Origin of the sequence: Coprobacter secundus subsp. similis (assembly GCF_015097275.1) — a bacterium.
Lineage (GTDB): Bacteria > Bacteroidota > Bacteroidia > Bacteroidales > Coprobacteraceae > Coprobacter > Coprobacter secundus.
The window spans coordinates 3,038,085-3,055,716 of record NZ_AP023322.1 but is presented as its reverse complement, the minus strand read 5'-3'; the positions used below and the strand labels follow the sequence as shown (position 1 = coordinate 3,055,716).

Sequence of the window (17,632 nt, the reverse complement as noted above, 5' to 3'; positions counted from 1 at the left end):
CGAAAGAGATATGTCTCCGACAAATAAATGTTAAGAAACTGTTTTAATAAATTAAATACAGCCCCATTATCTAATATTTGTTTTTCATTTTATCTTTTCCCCATTTATATCCGGCTTCATACCCTTCCTCATATTCCTCTTTATTTACAATATAACTACTTGATGCATCATAATTCTTTTTTTCATCATACGCTCTATTGAAACCCTCAACATAACCTCTTTCATACACTTCTTCCGGTGTCTCTTCTTCAAAAAGTATTTCTCGATACACTTTTTCTTTTGGAATCTTTACACTGTCATATCTGAAAGTACAACCAGACGAATCTGAAATATCTGAAACCTCAATAGACTCATAATCATCTGATTTATAAATCCAAAAAACAAAAAGTAATACCAAAATAATTATAAATGGTCTCAGTATCCGCATTCTTTTTTCTAATAAAAAAGCAGCCTCATCGAAGCTGCTTCAATCTCTTTATTCCATTCATATTTACCAAAATACGCTCAATATTCTTCCTCATTGAAGAAAAAGTCTTCTTTGCTGGGATAATCGGGCCAGATATCTTCGATACATTCGTAAATATCACCCTCATCTTCCATTTCCTGAAGATTTTCTATCACTTCCAACGGAGCACCCGAACGCATAGCGTAATCGATCAGTTCATCTTTAGTGGCAGGCCACGGTGCATCTTCGAGTTTTGATGCCAATTCCAACGTCCAATACATAGTATATTGATTTTAATTGTTCCTTCCGTTTTTAAATTTCCGCAAAAATATAACAAAAATTCCCATTAGCAATTCTTATCCCAATAAATTTCATTTCCCGAAGTTTTATAATTGTTAAATCTTGCAAAAACGAATAGATAATCAGACAATCGGTTCATAAAACATAACAAATTACTATCTACAAAGCCTTGCGATGCCAATTCACAAATACGTCTCTCTGCCCTCCGGCATATTGTCCGACATATATGAGCAACCGAAGCCGCTTGGGTCCCTCCCGGCAATATAAAATTTGTAATCTTGGGCAATTGCGCATCCAATTCATCAATACGCTGTTCGATGCGCAACACATCATCAACTTTCAATTTACTAGCATCCCTTAATTCTACAAACGAAACATCTGTTGCTAAATACGAGCCTATGACAAACAACTTATTTTGAACAAAACGCAACAATTCTACTTCTCCCTCTACTTCGGGCATTTGTAATAGCCAACCAAGGAAAGAATTCAGTTCGTCAATCGTACCGTAAGCTTCTAACCGGGTATCCCACTTATTTATTCTTGTTCCTCCAACTAACGCTGTCTGGCCCTTATCTCCCGTGCGAGTATAAATTTTACTTTTATCTGCCATACATCTTTATTTTTAATTTTCCATAATTGTATTATACTTCGGTCAACAATAAAACAAATCAAAAAGCCACTACATAATCCTGCTTATTCAGTTTAGGATTATTAAATGCAAGCCCCATATCATACAAATCCATCGTCACACGAACCTTATTATCAGCAATCAAAAGTCTCCAAGCTGCTGCTATCCTCTCATGGGAACGAATACCATTTATTACCCAAACGGTTTTATCTCCAGAATGTTCAATAAGCAAGGGAATAAGCCAAGTATAATCTGCCGGATTACTTAATTGGTGGACATACACAAAATTCAGCTCTGTTCCAGAAATAAAATATAAATCCAGCGAATGAGACAAAGAATCTGTCAAAAATGAAATTGACTCTTTATTATCCCCAACAACTTTTTTTGCCATTTCCGCAACAGCATTATCCGGCTCTATACATACCAAGTGAGAAGTACTATGCCCATTATGTAGATATAATGTGGATATCCCCCATGCAGTACCTATTTCTAAAATGGATGATGGTGTAAAACGATTTACCAGACGAAACAACAACGAACCTTTTTTAAAAGATATTTCTGCCCGCCGATTCAAAGATTTACGATTGAGTTTCCCCTGTAATTTCTCACGCCGTATCTGTTCTATCTCGGCATAACTATAATACATAAAATTCTCCTCAATCACTTTTGTTATCAAGTTAAATGCAAATGGAGAATGTACACCAAATCCCCGGCGATGCCGTAACCGGCGTATTGCTTTTATATAATATTTTTTGAAAATTCTTTTTGCCATGAATGCAAATATAAAAAATTATTAAATGTACGATATACTAATTCTAAAGAACAATCCGTTTTTATATTAAAATTATAACAAAGATAACTATCTTAGCTCAACCATTTTTAATCCAACTTTATATGGACAAAGAACGTAATATGAAATGGGAAGTACTTTCAAGTGATTATATTTCTCATGAACCGTGGTTCACTGTCAGGAAAGAGAGTGTCAAGCTCCCAAACGGTAATATATTAACACCTTACTATGTTATGGAGTATCCTAACTGGATAAATGTCATAGCAATTACTAAAGAAGGTAAATTTATATTTGAACGGCAATATCGGCATGGAGCTGGAGTGGTCTCATATGAACTCTGTGCCGGTGTATGCGAAAAAGAAGATGATTCTCCTCTAATATCGGCACAGCGGGAATTAATGGAAGAGACCGGATATGGAAACGGCAAATGGGAGCTTCTTATGAAAATATCCCCCAATCCCGGGACCCACACCAATCTGACTTATTGTTTCCTGGCCACTAATGTAGAAAAAATAGGAAGTCAACAGCTCGAAGCAACTGAAGACATTGAAGTTTTTCTTTTATCAGCAGAAGAAGTCAAACAGTTAATGATGAATGATGCTATACTTCAAGCCCAACATGCAGCTCCTTTATGGAAATATTTTGCACTGTATGAAAACAAATAACCCAACAATCATACCGACATGAAAAAAATTATTTTATCAAGAGTACTCAGTATGTGGTGCTTAATTCTCTTTTTGCCGGGAATGGCATGCGCACAGAGTTATCTTTCCGAAAATAAATCAATGAAAAGTAACATCCTCAAAGAAGATGTAAAATACTCTATCTATTTGCCCAAAAGCTATCAGACCTCAGAAAAATCTTACCCTGTGCTATATTTGTTACACGGTTTAGGAGACAACCACACATCGTGGAGCCTCTTAGGACAAATACAAGCCATTGCCGATCGAGTCATCGATTCAGGTAAGGCCGACGAAATGATTATCGTAATGCCCGATGCAAAACAAAGCTGGTACATAAATGCTTGTAAAGGAAAAGCCCAAATGGAAAAAATGTTTTTTGAAGAATTTATTCCTCATATTGAAACTACCTACCGGGCTATATCCCAGAAAGAACAACGAGCTATTGCCGGGCTGTCTATGGGCGGATATGGATCTTTGCTTTACGCATTAAAACATCCGGATATGTTTGTTGCATGTTTCCCGATAAGCGCAGCCGTCTTTTCTGACGAAGATATACTTAATTTCTCAGAGGAAGATTACACTCGTCGTTTTAAAGATATCATTGGAGGAGGAAATACAAAAGAAAGCCGGCTTACACCAACTTGGAGAGAAAATGACATCTACACTATACTGAAAAACTATCCGAAAGCCGATAAGAAAAAAGTAAAATATTATATAGCCTGTGGCGATGACGATTTCCTATACAGGAATAATTTACAATTAGCTTTAGCCATGTATGACACCCATATCCCGACTATTTTCCGTTTACGGAACGGGCAACACCACTGGCCTTTCTGGCGTCGAGAAATAAAAGAAATACTACATACAGCATCCAGCCACTTTCATCGAGGAGAAGATTTCTAAACAATAAAAAATTTCCTTTAAAGTAATACAATATAGACAGTTTTTGTTATCTTGGATAAAAATTTATCCAAGATAACAAAAACAAAATTCTCAAAATAGTTATTATTTCACAATCTCAATCCGATTCCCCTCATTATCCAGAATTACAGCTTCATAATATCCGTCCCCTGTTATACGGGGTTCACCGACCACACAATAACCATCAGCCCTTAACACCTCTACCAGTTCATTTACTCTCTGCTCAGAGCCAAGAGTAAAAGCCAGATGTGCCCAACCCAGTCTCTCTCCATCAGGTGCTTTGCTGGAAACATCTATACGTGTCATTATCTCAAGGGCTACCCCATCTTCAAAGCTAAGCATATAAGAAGCAAATCCTTTAGTTACATTTTCATATCGCTCACCGCACTTACCGCCAAAATAATATTCATAAAACCGTCTTGATGCTTCTAAGTCAGAAACCCAAAGACCAATATGGTGTATTTTCATCTTTTGTTCAATATCTCATTCAACGCTTCCCGCCAATCTTCTCCATTTGCCGGCGTATAAGTTACAAAGCCCATACCAGCGGCCATATCAGTATTGCTTTTGCCATCATCGACAAACAGGGTCTCTTCCGGATTCATATCCGCATCCTTCATCATAAAATTAAAAATACGGGCCGCAGGCTTACAGACTCCCATTTCATAAGATGTGTATATCTTGTCGAAATAATACGTTATGGGATTTCCCGCAGGGGTAAATTCTCCCGTCCTTGCCCAACCCATAATAATAGGATTGGTATTACTCAACAAATATACGTTATAACTTTCTCTCAACTTTAATATATAATCAAGCTTATATTCGGGCAACGCAACAATAAAACCCATCCAAGCATAATCAATATCTTTTTCCGCAACATCTTTTCCCATATGCTCCCGTAATAAACGATAAAATTCGTTTCGGTCGATACGTCCTTCTTCTAAATCGAGAAAAATTCCTTTCTGATGATATGGGTCTATAAGTTCTTCAGCATCAGATAGGCCTATTTGTTCAAAACGGCGCACCGCTCTATCCCTGTCAAGATCAAGAATAACTCCTCCTAAATCAAATACGATATTTTTAATTTTTCCCATATAAAAATCCAATTATTAACATATTAAGCACAATATTCTTCAAGTAATTGAAAATAACGGCTCATCTGATAGCCATCCATCAAACCATGATGAGCCTCTATATTTACCGGCATCCAAACTTTTCCTTCAGCCTTTATCAATTTGCCACACGTAACTTTGGGAATATCTGCATCGGACAAATCCCTATGCGGATGTTTTACCGCAGTAAATGAGACCCACGGCAATACAGAATTTTGTAACACATCTTTCCGAAATGCGTCACCGTCATGTTCCTTTCGTTGCAAATGTTCTTGCAAATGCTTTGTCGCGACTTCCATGAATTCTTTATAAGTTTCCTTATACGCAAAACTAGCAAAAGTTATCATTCCTCCTCCATGCGATATGATAGTACCGGCATCCATATGGTCTATTTCCCAAACTTCTCCATCAATAATACGCAAGCGAAATTCAAGAATTTCGTTTGCCACCCTCGTCATATAATACAAAGAAGCCAGAAAAAAACTATCTCCATTTATCTTACAATCATTGTATAGACGAGTTACATCAACATTTGCCGTAATATGAAAAGATGGATCGGCATAATTTCTAAATACTTCATAACTGGGTTTCCGAGCCCAACTATCTACATCAAATTTTTTCATTCTTTCTATTATTGAAACCGTGATAAAGTTACAAAAAATCATGAATACTCACTGGCAAAAACCAATCTATAACAGCTTTTCTTCATTACAAATAGATACATAAAACAAAACCGGGACATAAAAACTATTTTATCCCGGTTTTATACGAATATGGAAATTCTTTATTTCACTTCCCAAGTATCACGCGTAAGCAAATATTCTCTCAATGTTCGTTTATTTGTCTGGGCTCTTACCGACTCAACTTGAGCTTTTACTTCCTGGTCATAGACCGGAGCTTCCACCGAACGTATTACTCCGACTGCCAATGGTAATTCATGACCATCCATCATAGCCAGCATACGATGTAATGTCCCATCCTGGTCTGTAACATCATGAGTCAAGATATCATCCAATGTTACTCCATTCTTCCCGATAGTAACAACTTTCAACTTCAGACCATCTAAGACCAATCCTTTCTCGTTATTTTTACCAAAAAGCATCTTCTCTCCATGTTTAAGATGGATAGTACGTTCTGCCCGAAACTCCTTATCTGCAACAAAACTATGAATTTTATCATTAAAAATCACACAGTTCTGTAATATCTCAACCACTGATGCACCCTTATGTCGAGCCGCTTCTACCATGACTTCTTTTGCCACAGACAAATCCACATCGATAGAACGGGCGAAGAAAGTTCCCCGAGCCCCGAACGCCAATTCTGCCGGAATAAAAGGGTCTTCGACTGTTCCATAAGGAGAAGACTTGGTTACGGCACCTCGATCTGACGTAGGAGAATATTGCCCCTTCGTAAGGCCATAAATCTTATTATTCAGTAATATGATATTCAAATCGACATTTCTACGGACAGCATGAATAAAATGATTTCCCCCAATAGCCAAACAGTCCCCATCTCCCGTAATCTGCCAAACCGTCAGCTCAGGATTAGCGACTTTAACTCCTGTAGCTATTGCTGATGCCCGACCATGAATTGTATGAAAACCATATGTATTCATGTAATAAGGAAGCCTTGAAGAACACCCAATACCGGATATTACGGCAGTCATATGAGGAGGTATTCCCAATTCGGCCATAGCCTTTTGCAAAGTATTCACAACAGCATGGTCTCCACAACCGGGACACCAGCGAACATACTGATCGCTTTTAAAATCTTTTGCTGTATATATGGTATTATTTTCCATTTGTTATTCCTCCATGAGTTTATTAAAACATTCGACAAGCTCGCTTACCATAAAAGGCTGTCCCTGCACTTTATTGAATCTTTCAACATTCAGTCCCGGAATCTTAGAACATAAATGAGTAGCTAACTGCCCATTATTCAGTTCACATACCACAACTTTCCTGTATTTTTTCAAAACTTCAGCCGTATTTGCAGGTAGCGGATTGATGTAATTAAAATGGACCATAGCAACTTTTTTCCCCTCTGTATTCATCTTTTCGACAGCTGAATATAAATGCCCGTATGTTCCGCCCCAACCAACAACCAATAAATCTGCATCCGGATTTCCTAAAACTTCAAGAGCCGGAATACACTTCGAAATATAATCTATTTTAGCCTGACGGATATCTGTCATCTTTTGATGGTTGGCCGGATTTGTAGAAATTGCACCTGTAACACTATCCTTCTCCAGACCACCCAATCGATGCATAAAGCCCTCCATACCGGGTTTAGCCCAAAAACGAACTTGTGTCTCTGTATCCCGATGATAGGGTCGCCAATTTTTCTCCAACAAATCAGGAGTCACGTAATGAGGAACTATTTCAGGATATTCTTCCATCTCAGGTATACGCCATGCCGACGAACCATTTGCTATGAACCCATCTGTTAGTAAAATAACCGGAGTCATATGTTCAAGAGCAAGTTTTGCTGCATTAAAAGCCATATCAAAACAATCAGCAGGTGTAGACGCTGCCACAACGACAATGGGAGACTCACCATTACGACCATAAAGTGCTTGTAACAAATCGGTCTGTTCGGTCTTTGTCGGAAGCCCCGTAGAAGGCCCTCCTCGCTGGACATCAATAATAACTAACGGTAATTCTGCCATTACAGCCAAACCAATAGCTTCGCTTTTCAATGCCAACCCTGGACCGGATGTAGATGTCGCAGCCAAATTTCCGGCAAAACTTGCTCCTATAGCAGTACAAACCCCAGCAATTTCATCTTCTGCTTGAACGACTTTTACACCCAAATCTTTTCTTTTTGCCAGTTCATGCAAAATATCACTGGCCGGAGTAATAGGATAACTACCCAAGAATAATGGAAGGCCTGATTTTTCAGAAGCGGCAATCAATCCTAACGCCGTAGCTGTATTCCCGTTTATATCGGTATAGATACCTTTCTTTGCTGTTGCAGTTTCAATACGATACGTCGAAACCGTTGCATGTATATTATTTCCGTAATTATATCCATCGGTCATTACCTTAATATTAGCTTCAAGTACCGATGGCTTTTTAGCAAATTTATTTTTTAACAAATGTGCTGCTTGGTCAAGCGGGCGGTCGAAAAGCCAACATACCAATCCTAAAGCAAACATATTTTTACAACGTAAGACCGCCTTATTGTCCAATCCCGATCCAGCTAAAGAATCTTTTACCATGCTGGTTATTGCAACCGGGACCAACTGCATACCTGTAAGCCCTAATTCATTAAATGGATCATCCGTTGCGAAAGCTGCTTTCTCTAAATCATTAGCTGTAAAAGAATCTGTATCATAAATAATCACAGCATTCGGCTTAATATATGCAACATTCGTTTTCAGTGCCGCCGGATTCATCGCGACCAAAACATCAGCTTGGTCACCCGGAGTATATACACCTTTACCAATATGTACCTGAAAACCGGATACTCCTCCTAAAGTACCTTGTGGAGCTCGTATCTCTGCCGGATAATCAGGGAACGTGGAAATCTCATTTCCAATTGCTGCTGAAACATTAGAAAAAAGATTTCCCGCCAGCTGCATTCCATCACCTGAATCTCCGGTAAAGCGAACAGCTACTTTATCTAATGTTTTCACCTTTGTTTGTTCTAACATAATCCCATTATTTTGTTTTTGAATCTTTCAATTAATAAGAAAAAAGAATCTTTCGAAGCATAATCAATAGCAAAATTATTGTTTTTCATTCTATTTGTTAAAAAAATCGGGCAATTTCTATCTTTTTTCTCGTAAAATGCAAAGGAACAAAATATTTATTAATATCCTAACTATTCTTCTTTAAATTTTATCGATTCTGACCAATTTTTAGAAATCCGGTTAAATTATATAAATTTTAATTTTATCTTATTCCCCACCTAAAAAGTAGGCATGAATTTTGTTTTTTCATAAAAAAGAATGTCCTAATAATCAAAATCGTAAGAAACCTGTTATATAAATATAAAGGAGCTGATGAATAGAATATTAATTTAAAAAATTCAATGATTATGAAAAAATTTATGACGATTACTTTTGCTCTTCTCTCTCTGATAACGATACAGGCCCAGAATAAGCAAAACAATAAAAACGGACAAAAAGAAAAGTTGGATGCAATATACCACAATAATGCACTTATTTCATTACAAGACAGTACTTTCGTTTTAGAAGCTGACCGAGTCATCTTCAAAAGAGGAAGAAGTGTTTATGTAAATCCAACAAGTAATTTTATATCTCTCAACAAAAACTTTGGAGTCGTACAGACCAGTTTCAATATTCCGGCAAGTGGACCTAATGGTATGGGAGGCGTAACGGTCGAAGGCCAAATTTCTAACATAAAAATCACAAAAGACAAGAAAGGGACAACCTATTACTCTATGAACATCATGGGTGCAGGCATTTCTGCTTTAGTAAATATTACCCTATATGCAGGGAGTAACAAAGCTTCTGCTACAATAAGCCCCAACTTTAACAGCAACCGTATCACATTAGAAGGAAATCTAATCCCTTACAGCCAATCCAATATAATCAAAGGACGTTCTTTTTAATATCTAAAACATATTGATAAACAGCGATATATCACAATAAGGCAAATTAAACCTATGGGCAATATCGCTGTTTACGACTTTTGTATTGAACAGATAAACTGCATCTCTGAAACCTCGCTCGCGTTTTATCATATTTTCTACTCCCTGACACTCTCCAATTTCCAAAAGAATAGGAACCAATAAATTGCTTAGTGCCATTGATGCCGTGCGTGCTACTGCAGACCCTACGCTCGATAAACAATAATGCAAGACCCCATACTTCTCAAATATAGAATCTTTCGGCTTATTGGGACACAAAGAAGTTTCAAAACAACCACCCTTATCTATACATAAATCTATCAGCAATGCTCCTTTTTTCATCTGACGTATCAACTGTTCAGACAATTGATGAGTCATGTCACAGGATGTTCCAATAACAACATCCGCACTACGAAAAGCATTTGTCAACACATTCGGATGCAAATTAGATGTAAATAAGGGTTGTCCACATGCGTCTAATGCCATACGCAATCGAGAAATATCTTCATCAAATAATTTTACTAAAGCGCCTAACCCTCTCGCTGCACAAATCGCAGCACGTCCACTTAAACCGGCTCCGATGACAACTACTTCAGCAGGAGAAACTCCCGGAATTCCTCCCATCAATATACCTTTACCTCCATAAAGATTGGTTAGTAATCCAGCAGCTACAATCACTGCTGCCCGCCCATCAACTTCATCCAGACAATCGGCAAAAGAACACTCTCCCGTATCATTTTTTATTTTATCAAATGCTATTGCAATAGCACGTTTCTGCATTAGCAATTGTAAAACTTCTGCATTTTGATACTGTGGTTGTAACAATGATACTATAGTACTACCAGATTTCAACATATCAGCTTCCTCAGCCGTTAATGGAGATACTTTGAGTACTATATCAGCCAGAAAGACTTCCGCACGTCGCTCAGTCACCTCTGCTCCAGCCTCTGCATATAACAAGTCTGAATAATTTATCCCGATGCCTGCCGATGCCTCCATAATTACACGATGGCCCGCATTGACCAATAACGCAACAGCTTCCGGTGTCAGAACAAATCTTTTTTCCTTTTCACAAGACTCTTTAGGCAAACCGATGCAAAGAGCATGATTTTGCTGAGAAACAGCACATAAATGCTCTTGAGGACACAATCCCTCACGGGTTATATGCAAAAAACGGTCTTTCATATGCATTCAAATAATAGTGGAAAACGAAGTTACAAAAAACAACCTGTAAAATCTTATAAAAGAGAATGAAAAATAAACATATTTCACAAATTATCTATAATCTGTACCCAAACGTTCCAATATGAGCTCTGCCAATAAATTTACCGAATGCTCTAATTCTTCATACGTATCGAGTTTATCTGCATTAAAGACCAAAACAGACTTCTCATACATCGGAGAACGACGCTCCAAGTTCATACAAATAAAATCCATAAGTTCTTGATCGCTCTTCCCTTTTAATAAAGGTCTCTTTCCTTTTGCTATCTTCAATCTCCGATGTAGCACCTCAGGCGTAGTTTTCAAATAAACTGTTATTCCTCGCCTATTCATATATTCCATATTATCATGAAAACAAGGGGTACCTCCTCCCGTAGCAATCAGGACATTCTCAAACTCCCCCACTTCATGCAACATATTGTTCTCAATCAAGCGAAATTCTTCTTCTCCTTTTTCAGCAAAAATAGAGCCTACTGTTTTATGATAGCGGTTTTCTATATAAAGGTCCAAATCAATAAATTCAAAATTCAATCTATCTGCCAGCAATTTCCCCAATGTCGTTTTCCCGGCTCCCATATACCCGACAAGAAATATTCGTTTCATATCCAATTGTTTGTATCAATCATTTTGGCAAAAATACAGTATTTTATCTCTTCGATGAATAAAAATGTCTATTTTTGTATTTTAGCTGGCAAAATAGGTCATCTGCAAAATGGGAAAATTCAAATACTATGTAGTTTGGGAAGGTTTCGCCCCAGGAATTTATGAATCCTGGGAAGAATGCCGATTACAGGTCGAAAACTTTAAAGGTGCAAAATACAAAAGTTTCGACTCTAAAGAAGCCGCCATACGTGCATTCCGAGGAAATCCGGAAGAGCACCTATTTATTCTTAATCGAGTCGCAGAAGCGATTGCACATCCTGAACTGGCAAAACCCAGACAATCCCAAACGCCTATGGCTCCGCAATGGATTGTCGATAGTTTAGCTGTAGATGCAGCATGCAGTGGAAATCCCGGAGATATGGAATATCGAGGCGTCTATGTACGCACAGGACAAGAATTATTCAGAGTCGGCCCCATGCCCGAAGGGACCAATAACATAGGAGAATTTTTAGCCATAGTGCATGGTCTAGCCTATTTGAAACAGCAGAATAGCAATATCCCCATCTATTCGGATAGTCGCAATGCCTTATTGTGGGTACACCATAAAAAATGCAAAACAAAATTAGTGCCAACCGAAAGAAATACACAAATATTCGACTTAATCAAACGAGCCGAAAAGTGGTTAACAAATAACTCATACACAACACAATTACTAAAATGGGAGACTAAAGATTGGGGAGAAATCCCTGCAGATTTCGGTCGGAAATAGATAACTTAGGAACTTTTTTCACCAAATTTGTTATTTATTTGAGGGCAATGCAGCAAAGCCAATATAATTTGCATCTTATTAGTAGAAGATTTTTATGAAAAATAGAATCGACAAAAAACTAAAACGGAAAAAACGTATAAATCGCAAAGAAATGATTATAGGTTTGGATGCAAAACGGGCTGTTGCCAACCATACAGGACTGGGAAATTACAGTCGCTTTATGGTAGACATTCTGGCTACTTATCATGAGGGACATAATTACCGGTTATTTATTCCCAAAAAGAAAAAGAATAGTTCTTATGATAAATTATTGACACATGTCAACGTGCATTCAGAACTTCCACAAACGACCACGATGAAGAGATTTTCTTCTCTTTGGCGTTCATTTTTTATCAAAAAAGACCTTTTAAAAAAAGGGGTTCAGTTATATCATGGTTTAAGTAACGAATTGCCAATTGGTATTCATAAAACGGGAATTAAAAGTGTCGTTACCATTCATGACCTTATATTTCTGAGATATCCCGAATACTACAAACCTATCGACAGGAAAATTTACAATTTCAAGTTCAAATATGCGTGTCATGTAGCCGATCGCATTGTGGCTATCAGCGAATGCACAAAACGGGATATCATGAATTTCTACCAGATTCCTGCAGAAAAAATAGATGTAGTATACCAAGGTTGTGATCCTCAATATTCCGAAATCGTAAGTGAACAGAAGAAAAAACAAGTAAAGGAAACTTACCAGTTACCGGAAAAATACATATTGAATGTCGGAAGTATAGAAACCCGGAAAAATTTAATGTTAGCATTAGAGGCATTAAAAGACATTCCCGCAGATATCCATTTAGTTGCTGTCGGGAAAAAAACACCGTATGTGGATAGCTTAATGGAATATGCAAATGAAAATGGCTTAAATGATCGTTTGCATCTTATCCATAATCTTCCCCACTCTGACCTTCCTGCGGTTTATCAACAAGCTCTTATGTTTGTATACCCATCACGTTTCGAAGGTTTCGGAATTCCCATTATCGAAGCAATGCATTCCCAACTTCCTGTCATTGCAGCTACCGGATCATGTTTGGAAGAAGCGGGAGGCGCTCATTCCATCTATGTCGATCCAGATGATGTCAAAGGAATGACTAATGCCATACTTCGGATATTATCTGACAAAGAACTTCGCGAAAAAATGATAACGGAAGGAAACAAATACTTGCAAAGATTCAGAGAAGACGTCCTTGCCGACGATATGAACCGAGTATACAACAAATGCTTTGCCACAGCAAACGATCGTATTCCAATACAGGCAATACAAACAGTACCCTACCAGTCCCGGAAATTAGCAGCATCGGATAAATAGCATCTTTCTTAGACTGGATGTATCCAAAAAAGATTGGCAAAATACTTTCATAGAGAAAAGTAAGGCATGTCAAGTAGGCTCACTTTGGAATAAAAGACAAACTTTATGAAAAATATCCTCTTTGTATTAAATAAATTTCCAAATATCGGAGGTATAGAAACAGTCACAACCCAATTAGCAAATCGATTATCAGAAAAATATAACATTTCTATTTTATCAACCGAAGCCTCTTTAGACAGACAACCCGGTCTAAAAAATGACATCGCTATAACAGTCATTCCAGAAAACACTTTTGCTTTAGAAAAGAATGACCTATTCAATCAATATCTTTCCGAAAAAAAAGTTGATGTTATAATCAACCAAGGTTGTAATGAAAATATTACACAACTTCTTTTCGACAAAAAATTACCTGATAATATAAAAATAATTTCCGTCTTACATGGCCAACCTATGAACGAAACTGTTCTTGCTAAACAATTTAAGAGAGAACAGATAATTCGAAAAAAATCGGGAATCTCTAAATACCTAAAACTTTGGTTAAATCATTATGGCCAAAATGCCATGTGCAAAACTGCACGAAAAAAGGCTTTATCAAATCAAAAAAAGCTATATCAAATCAGTAATTATATTATCGTATTACAAGATTTCTACATCAATGAATACGCTCTAAAATATCATATACCGGATATACAAAAAAAACTAAGAGCTATTCCTAATCCTTCGATATATGGACAAAGTCCCAATTTGTCCGAAAAGAAAAAAGAAGTCCTTTATGTCGGGCGGCTCAGTAATTCAGATAAACGGGTAGACCGACTTTTAAAAATATGGAAACTCGTAGAACCTCAATGCTCCGACTGGTCTTTGAAAATATTAGGAGATGGAGAAGATAGAAATAAGCTGGAAACTTTAGCCCAATCGCTAAAATTAAAAAATATAGCATTCCTCGGATATCAAAATCCAGAGCCATTCTATAAATCGGCACGCATAGTATGCTTGACATCCCAAACAGAAGGCTTGCCCATGTCCCTTATCGAAGCCCAAACTTTTGGAACCGTGCCTATTGCCTTCGAATGTAGTTCTGGAATCAGTTATATTCTCGAAAAAGGGAATAGCGGAATATGCGTTCCTCCATATAAAATGAATATCTTTGCCAATAAATTAGCTACATTAATAAAAAATCAGGAACTATTAGAGACACTCTCCCAGAGAGCAAAAACTAGTTCCGGTCGATTCAATGAAGACGTAATTGTTTCTCAATGGATACAACTAATAGAATCATAAGCAAATCAAAAGATATGCCCCTACTGTCAGTCATAGTTCCGGCATATAACGTAGAAAAATACATTAATGCCTGTATTGACTCAATTCTATCTGATACCTATCCAAATAAGGAAATCATCGTTGTAGATGATGGAAGTACAGACCAAACCACTCAACTCTTACATGCCTATTCCAATTTAGGAAAAATCAAATTAATAGAAAAAGAAAATGGAGGCCTAAGCGATGCCCGCAATACAGGAATAAAAAATGCAATCGGACAATACATTACATTCATAGATAGTGACGATGCCATTGGGGAAAATGCTTTACTCAAAAACATGTCAATTCTCATAGAAAATCCCGATATTGACATTCTACAATATCCAATTCTGTATTTTTGGACATCAGATCATGAAATTAGCTATAAAAAAAACAAAGATAAAATCATCAATAACTCACAAGAAATTGCCAAATTATTGATTACAGAGTGTATATCAAGCTCCTCTTGCGACAAGATATATCGTAAATCGCTATTCAATACGGTCCAGTTCCCAACCGGACAACTATATGAGGATATGTATACACAACCAGCCTTATTTAAACAAGCTCATAAAATATATTTATCAAATCAAGGGGAATATAAATACAGATTCAGAGAAGGGTCCATTCTGAACCACAAACCCTCTTCGAAAATTATTTTCGACAGATTGGCTGCAAGATTACAACTTATATCATTCGGCATTCAAAGTGGAGTAGAATCGCACCGTATACACAAGATGCTCATAAAATCATATACAGAAACGGCTTCTGACTTTAAATATCTTACTGACAAAGAACAAAATAACATATACCGATTGTTCAATAACATACATGGCATACGTAAAGTCGATTGTTTCCGTAACCTATTATTAGGAAAATACGGTTACTCCACATTCAGAATGTGTCTCCTGCATAATAGGCATAATGTTGCCACCATATTTCAACATCTGCTCCAAAGTCAATAGTCTTATCCCTGATATAATAGATAAAAATCAACTAACCCTCTATCTTTCTTTCTAAATCGGTAATATTCCTATCGAAGTAAAATATATAATTACTACTTTTGCAAAAAGTAGATAAAACATAATGCTTTCAATAATTACATGTTCTATAAAGCCAGAGCAATTAAAAGCTTTCAAAAAAAATATTGAAGATACTATTGGGATACCTTTCGAGCTCATTGCTTTTGATAATAGAGTCTATCAATATGGTCTTTGCAAAGTATATAACGAGTGTGCCCGACAAGCAAAATATGATTTCCTCTGCTTTGCTCACGAAGATATTTCTTTTCAAACATATGACTGGGGAAAAATCATTATTTCAGAACTGAGTAAACCGGATTGTGGCGTAATCGGATTTGCAGGAGCATCACACAAATCCCTTACAATCTCGGGATGGCATTCATCTGCTCAATATGACCGCTTCAACTATATTCAACAATCTCCTCAAGAAATAAGTCCCAGGCCTCATTATTTCAATCCGACAAAAAACGATTTTCCAGAAGTTATTGTATTAGACGGTTTCTGCATGTTCGTTCGTCGTAATGTATGGAAAAAAATGCCTTTTGATGAAAAGACATTTACCGGATTCCATCTTTATGATTTGGACTTCAGCATGCAAATTGCCCAGAAATACACCAACAAAGTGTGTTTTCCAATAAAAGTCATACATTTTTCAGATGGTAATTTTACAGATGAGTGGCTCAATAATTCCATCATTTTCCATAAAAAATGGGAGAAAAGTTTACCTCTCTATATATCAACCCCTTCCAAAAAGGATATCTTGGCAGACGAGAGAAAGACTTCTCGAAAATTAGTAAAAATGCTTATCCGCAATAAACTTAACCCTCAGACAATAAAGCCCTTTCTCATAAAACATACACGTAAATATCCACTCAGATGGGGAACATTAACTTTATGGTTCAAATTTTTACGTTACAAAAAACAACTATCATGACACCACCTCTCGTATCAGTCATTATTCCCAACTATAACCATGCACCTTATCTGGATGAACGTATCAGGTCGATTGTAAAACAATCATTCCAGGATTTCGAGATTATACTTCTCGACGACTGTTCCACAGACCAGAGTATAAGTATCCTGAACAAATGGGCCAAGCACCCCAAAATATCCCACTTTATTGTGAATAAACAAAATAGCGGAAGCACTTTTCTCCAATGGGAAAAGGGTTTCTCTCTTGCTAAAGGGAAATATATATGGATTGCAGAAAGCGATGATGTTGCTCATCCTGATTTTCTAAATATAACAGTCAATTATTTAAATCAATTTCCCGACGCCAGCTTGTGTTTTACCGGCTCCTTTCTGATAGATGCTTCCGGAAATATAGATTCCAGAAATTGGGACAGATGGACGAAAAGCGAGGCAACAAAAAATTTCAGTTACATTGAAAACAAGCATTTCATAACGCACCAATTACTATGGTTCAACGCGATATACAATGCCAGTGCAGTGTTATTCAGACGCTCTGCTCTATCTGAAATTGACAATACATATAAGCAACTACACTATTGTGGCGACTGGTATTTCTGGTCTGAACTTATCCGAAAAGGCCATGTTATCATTGTCTACAATAAACTAAACTATTTCAGACAACACAATATAAAAGTTTCCCCTAAAGCAGAAGCTAACGGGCTACAATTTAAAGAGGGTTTTATTGTGATAGAACATATATCTAAATCTTTCCACTTATCAGCTTTTATACAAAATGCAGCAAAAGGCGCCTTATATAGAAAAATCAAAAAATACAATAAATTCTCAACTCCCGACATTAAGAACAAACTATTGGAGGAATTTAACCAAAGATACAAAACCCGTCCTATCTTTCTCCGTATTTGCTACCGTATACAGAAACTTATCAGCAAACATAAGTAAGACCTTATCAA

20 protein-coding genes are annotated in these 17,632 nt (G+C 37.0%); 9 read left to right on the top strand and 11 right to left on the bottom strand.

Translation table 11 applies throughout. From position 1 onward, the window contains the following. Nucleotides 1-70 precede the first annotated feature (70 nt). From Cop2CBH44_RS12190 to Cop2CBH44_RS12175, 4 genes are all read right to left on the bottom strand, one after another. Nucleotides 71-427 (bottom strand): hypothetical protein, encoded by a 357-nt coding sequence (locus Cop2CBH44_RS12190; protein ID WP_021930877.1) that lies wholly within the window; start codon nucleotides 425-427, stop codon nucleotides 71-73. Nucleotides 428-504: 77 nt separating this feature from the next. Next, nucleotides 505-726 (bottom strand): DUF2795 domain-containing protein, encoded by a 222-nt coding sequence (locus tag Cop2CBH44_RS12185; RefSeq protein ID WP_021930878.1) that lies wholly within the window; start codon nucleotides 724-726, stop codon nucleotides 505-507. A 65-nt stretch (nucleotides 727-791) separates the two neighbouring features. Further along, nucleotides 792-1,355 (bottom strand): cob(I)yrinic acid a,c-diamide adenosyltransferase, encoded by a 564-nt coding sequence (locus Cop2CBH44_RS12180; RefSeq protein ID WP_021930879.1) that lies wholly within the window; start codon nucleotides 1,353-1,355, stop codon nucleotides 792-794. Nucleotides 1,356-1,413: 58 nt separating this feature from the next. Beyond that, a complete protein-coding gene (locus tag Cop2CBH44_RS12175) occupies nucleotides 1,414-2,145 on the bottom strand; it encodes an O-methyltransferase (protein WP_200754911.1) in 732 nt (243 codons plus the stop codon). 122 nt (nucleotides 2,146-2,267) lie between these two features. On the opposite strand from Cop2CBH44_RS12175, the gene Cop2CBH44_RS12170 reads away from it, so the two are divergent. Together Cop2CBH44_RS12170 and Cop2CBH44_RS12165 are read left to right on the top strand one after the other, a co-directional pair. Beyond that, nucleotides 2,268-2,828: an NUDIX hydrolase gene (locus Cop2CBH44_RS12170; protein ID WP_021930881.1), complete on the top strand. Its 561-nt coding sequence runs from the start codon at nucleotides 2,268-2,270 to the stop codon at nucleotides 2,826-2,828. Nucleotides 2,829-2,846: 18 nt separating this feature from the next. Then, the gene (locus Cop2CBH44_RS12165) at nucleotides 2,847-3,749 is read left to right on the top strand and encodes an alpha/beta hydrolase (RefSeq protein WP_200754910.1); all 903 of its coding nucleotides are present in this window, start codon (nucleotides 2,847-2,849) and stop codon (nucleotides 3,747-3,749) included. A 102-nt stretch (nucleotides 3,750-3,851) separates the two neighbouring features. Here Cop2CBH44_RS12165 and Cop2CBH44_RS12160 read toward each other — a convergent pair whose 3' ends face one another. The 5 genes from Cop2CBH44_RS12160 to Cop2CBH44_RS12140 all read right to left on the bottom strand — a co-directional run bounded on the left by Cop2CBH44_RS12160 (nucleotide 3,852) and on the right by Cop2CBH44_RS12140 (nucleotide 8,534). Continuing rightward, on the bottom strand, nucleotides 3,852-4,235 hold the full coding sequence (locus tag Cop2CBH44_RS12160; protein WP_200754909.1) for a VOC family protein: 384 nt from the start codon (nucleotides 4,233-4,235) through the stop codon (nucleotides 3,852-3,854). Then, entirely contained in the window at nucleotides 4,232-4,861 is a 630-nt protein-coding gene (locus Cop2CBH44_RS12155) for an HAD family hydrolase (protein ID WP_200754908.1), read from the bottom strand. The genes Cop2CBH44_RS12160 and Cop2CBH44_RS12155 overlap by 4 nt, the downstream gene beginning before the upstream one ends. Nucleotides 4,862-4,884: 23 nt before the next feature. Further along, nucleotides 4,885-5,502 (bottom strand): CatA-like O-acetyltransferase, encoded by a 618-nt coding sequence (locus Cop2CBH44_RS12150; RefSeq protein ID WP_021930885.1) that lies wholly within the window; start codon nucleotides 5,500-5,502, stop codon nucleotides 4,885-4,887. 161 nt (nucleotides 5,503-5,663) lie between these two features. Further along, the gene (locus tag Cop2CBH44_RS12145) at nucleotides 5,664-6,680 is read right to left on the bottom strand and encodes a 2-oxoacid:ferredoxin oxidoreductase subunit beta (RefSeq protein WP_021930886.1); all 1,017 of its coding nucleotides are present in this window, start codon (nucleotides 6,678-6,680) and stop codon (nucleotides 5,664-5,666) included. 3 nt (nucleotides 6,681-6,683) lie between these two features. Beyond that, on the bottom strand, nucleotides 6,684-8,534 hold the full coding sequence (locus tag Cop2CBH44_RS12140; protein ID WP_200754907.1) for a 2-oxoacid:acceptor oxidoreductase subunit alpha: 1,851 nt from the start codon (nucleotides 8,532-8,534) through the stop codon (nucleotides 6,684-6,686). A gap of 386 nt (nucleotides 8,535-8,920) precedes the next feature. On the opposite strand from Cop2CBH44_RS12140, the gene Cop2CBH44_RS12135 reads away from it, so the two are divergent. Then, entirely contained in the window at nucleotides 8,921-9,457 is a 537-nt protein-coding gene (locus tag Cop2CBH44_RS12135) for a DUF4251 domain-containing protein (RefSeq protein ID WP_246469117.1), read from the top strand. Nucleotides 9,458-9,460: 3 nt separating this feature from the next. Here the strand turns inward: Cop2CBH44_RS12135 and Cop2CBH44_RS12130 are convergent, their stop codons facing one another. Both Cop2CBH44_RS12130 and Cop2CBH44_RS12125 read right to left on the bottom strand, forming a co-directional pair. Continuing rightward, nucleotides 9,461-10,660, bottom strand: coding sequence for an alanine dehydrogenase (locus Cop2CBH44_RS12130; RefSeq protein WP_021930889.1), 1,200 nt, complete (start codon nucleotides 10,658-10,660; stop codon nucleotides 9,461-9,463). 90 nt (nucleotides 10,661-10,750) lie between these two features. After that, on the bottom strand, nucleotides 10,751-11,299 hold the full coding sequence (locus Cop2CBH44_RS12125) for a shikimate kinase (protein WP_021930890.1): 549 nt from the start codon (nucleotides 11,297-11,299) through the stop codon (nucleotides 10,751-10,753). Between the two features lie 109 nt (nucleotides 11,300-11,408). Between Cop2CBH44_RS12125 and Cop2CBH44_RS12120 the strand changes: the two genes are divergently transcribed. The 6 genes from Cop2CBH44_RS12120 to Cop2CBH44_RS12095 all read left to right on the top strand — a co-directional run bounded on the left by Cop2CBH44_RS12120 (nucleotide 11,409) and on the right by Cop2CBH44_RS12095 (nucleotide 17,621). Continuing rightward, nucleotides 11,409-12,068, top strand: a complete 660-nt coding sequence (locus tag Cop2CBH44_RS12120; protein ID WP_200754906.1) for a ribonuclease H1 domain-containing protein — start codon at nucleotides 11,409-11,411, stop codon at nucleotides 12,066-12,068. A 151-nt stretch (nucleotides 12,069-12,219) separates the two neighbouring features. Further along, nucleotides 12,220-13,428: a glycosyltransferase family 4 protein gene (locus Cop2CBH44_RS12115; protein WP_200755966.1), complete on the top strand. Its 1,209-nt coding sequence runs from the start codon at nucleotides 12,220-12,222 to the stop codon at nucleotides 13,426-13,428. Between the two features lie 105 nt (nucleotides 13,429-13,533). After that, the gene (locus tag Cop2CBH44_RS12110; protein ID WP_200754905.1) at nucleotides 13,534-14,709 is read left to right on the top strand and encodes a glycosyltransferase; all 1,176 of its coding nucleotides are present in this window, start codon (nucleotides 13,534-13,536) and stop codon (nucleotides 14,707-14,709) included. Next, nucleotides 14,685-15,692, top strand: a complete 1,008-nt coding sequence (locus Cop2CBH44_RS12105; protein WP_200754904.1) for a glycosyltransferase family 2 protein — start codon at nucleotides 14,685-14,687, stop codon at nucleotides 15,690-15,692. The genes Cop2CBH44_RS12110 and Cop2CBH44_RS12105 overlap by 25 nt, the downstream gene beginning before the upstream one ends. A 121-nt stretch (nucleotides 15,693-15,813) precedes the next feature. Continuing rightward, nucleotides 15,814-16,683: a glycosyltransferase gene (locus Cop2CBH44_RS12100; RefSeq protein WP_021930895.1), complete on the top strand. Its 870-nt coding sequence runs from the start codon at nucleotides 15,814-15,816 to the stop codon at nucleotides 16,681-16,683. Then, nucleotides 16,680-17,621: a glycosyltransferase family 2 protein gene (locus Cop2CBH44_RS12095; RefSeq protein ID WP_200754903.1), complete on the top strand. Its 942-nt coding sequence runs from the start codon at nucleotides 16,680-16,682 to the stop codon at nucleotides 17,619-17,621. The genes Cop2CBH44_RS12100 and Cop2CBH44_RS12095 overlap by 4 nt, the downstream gene beginning before the upstream one ends. The last annotated feature ends 11 nt before the right edge of the window (nucleotides 17,622-17,632 follow it).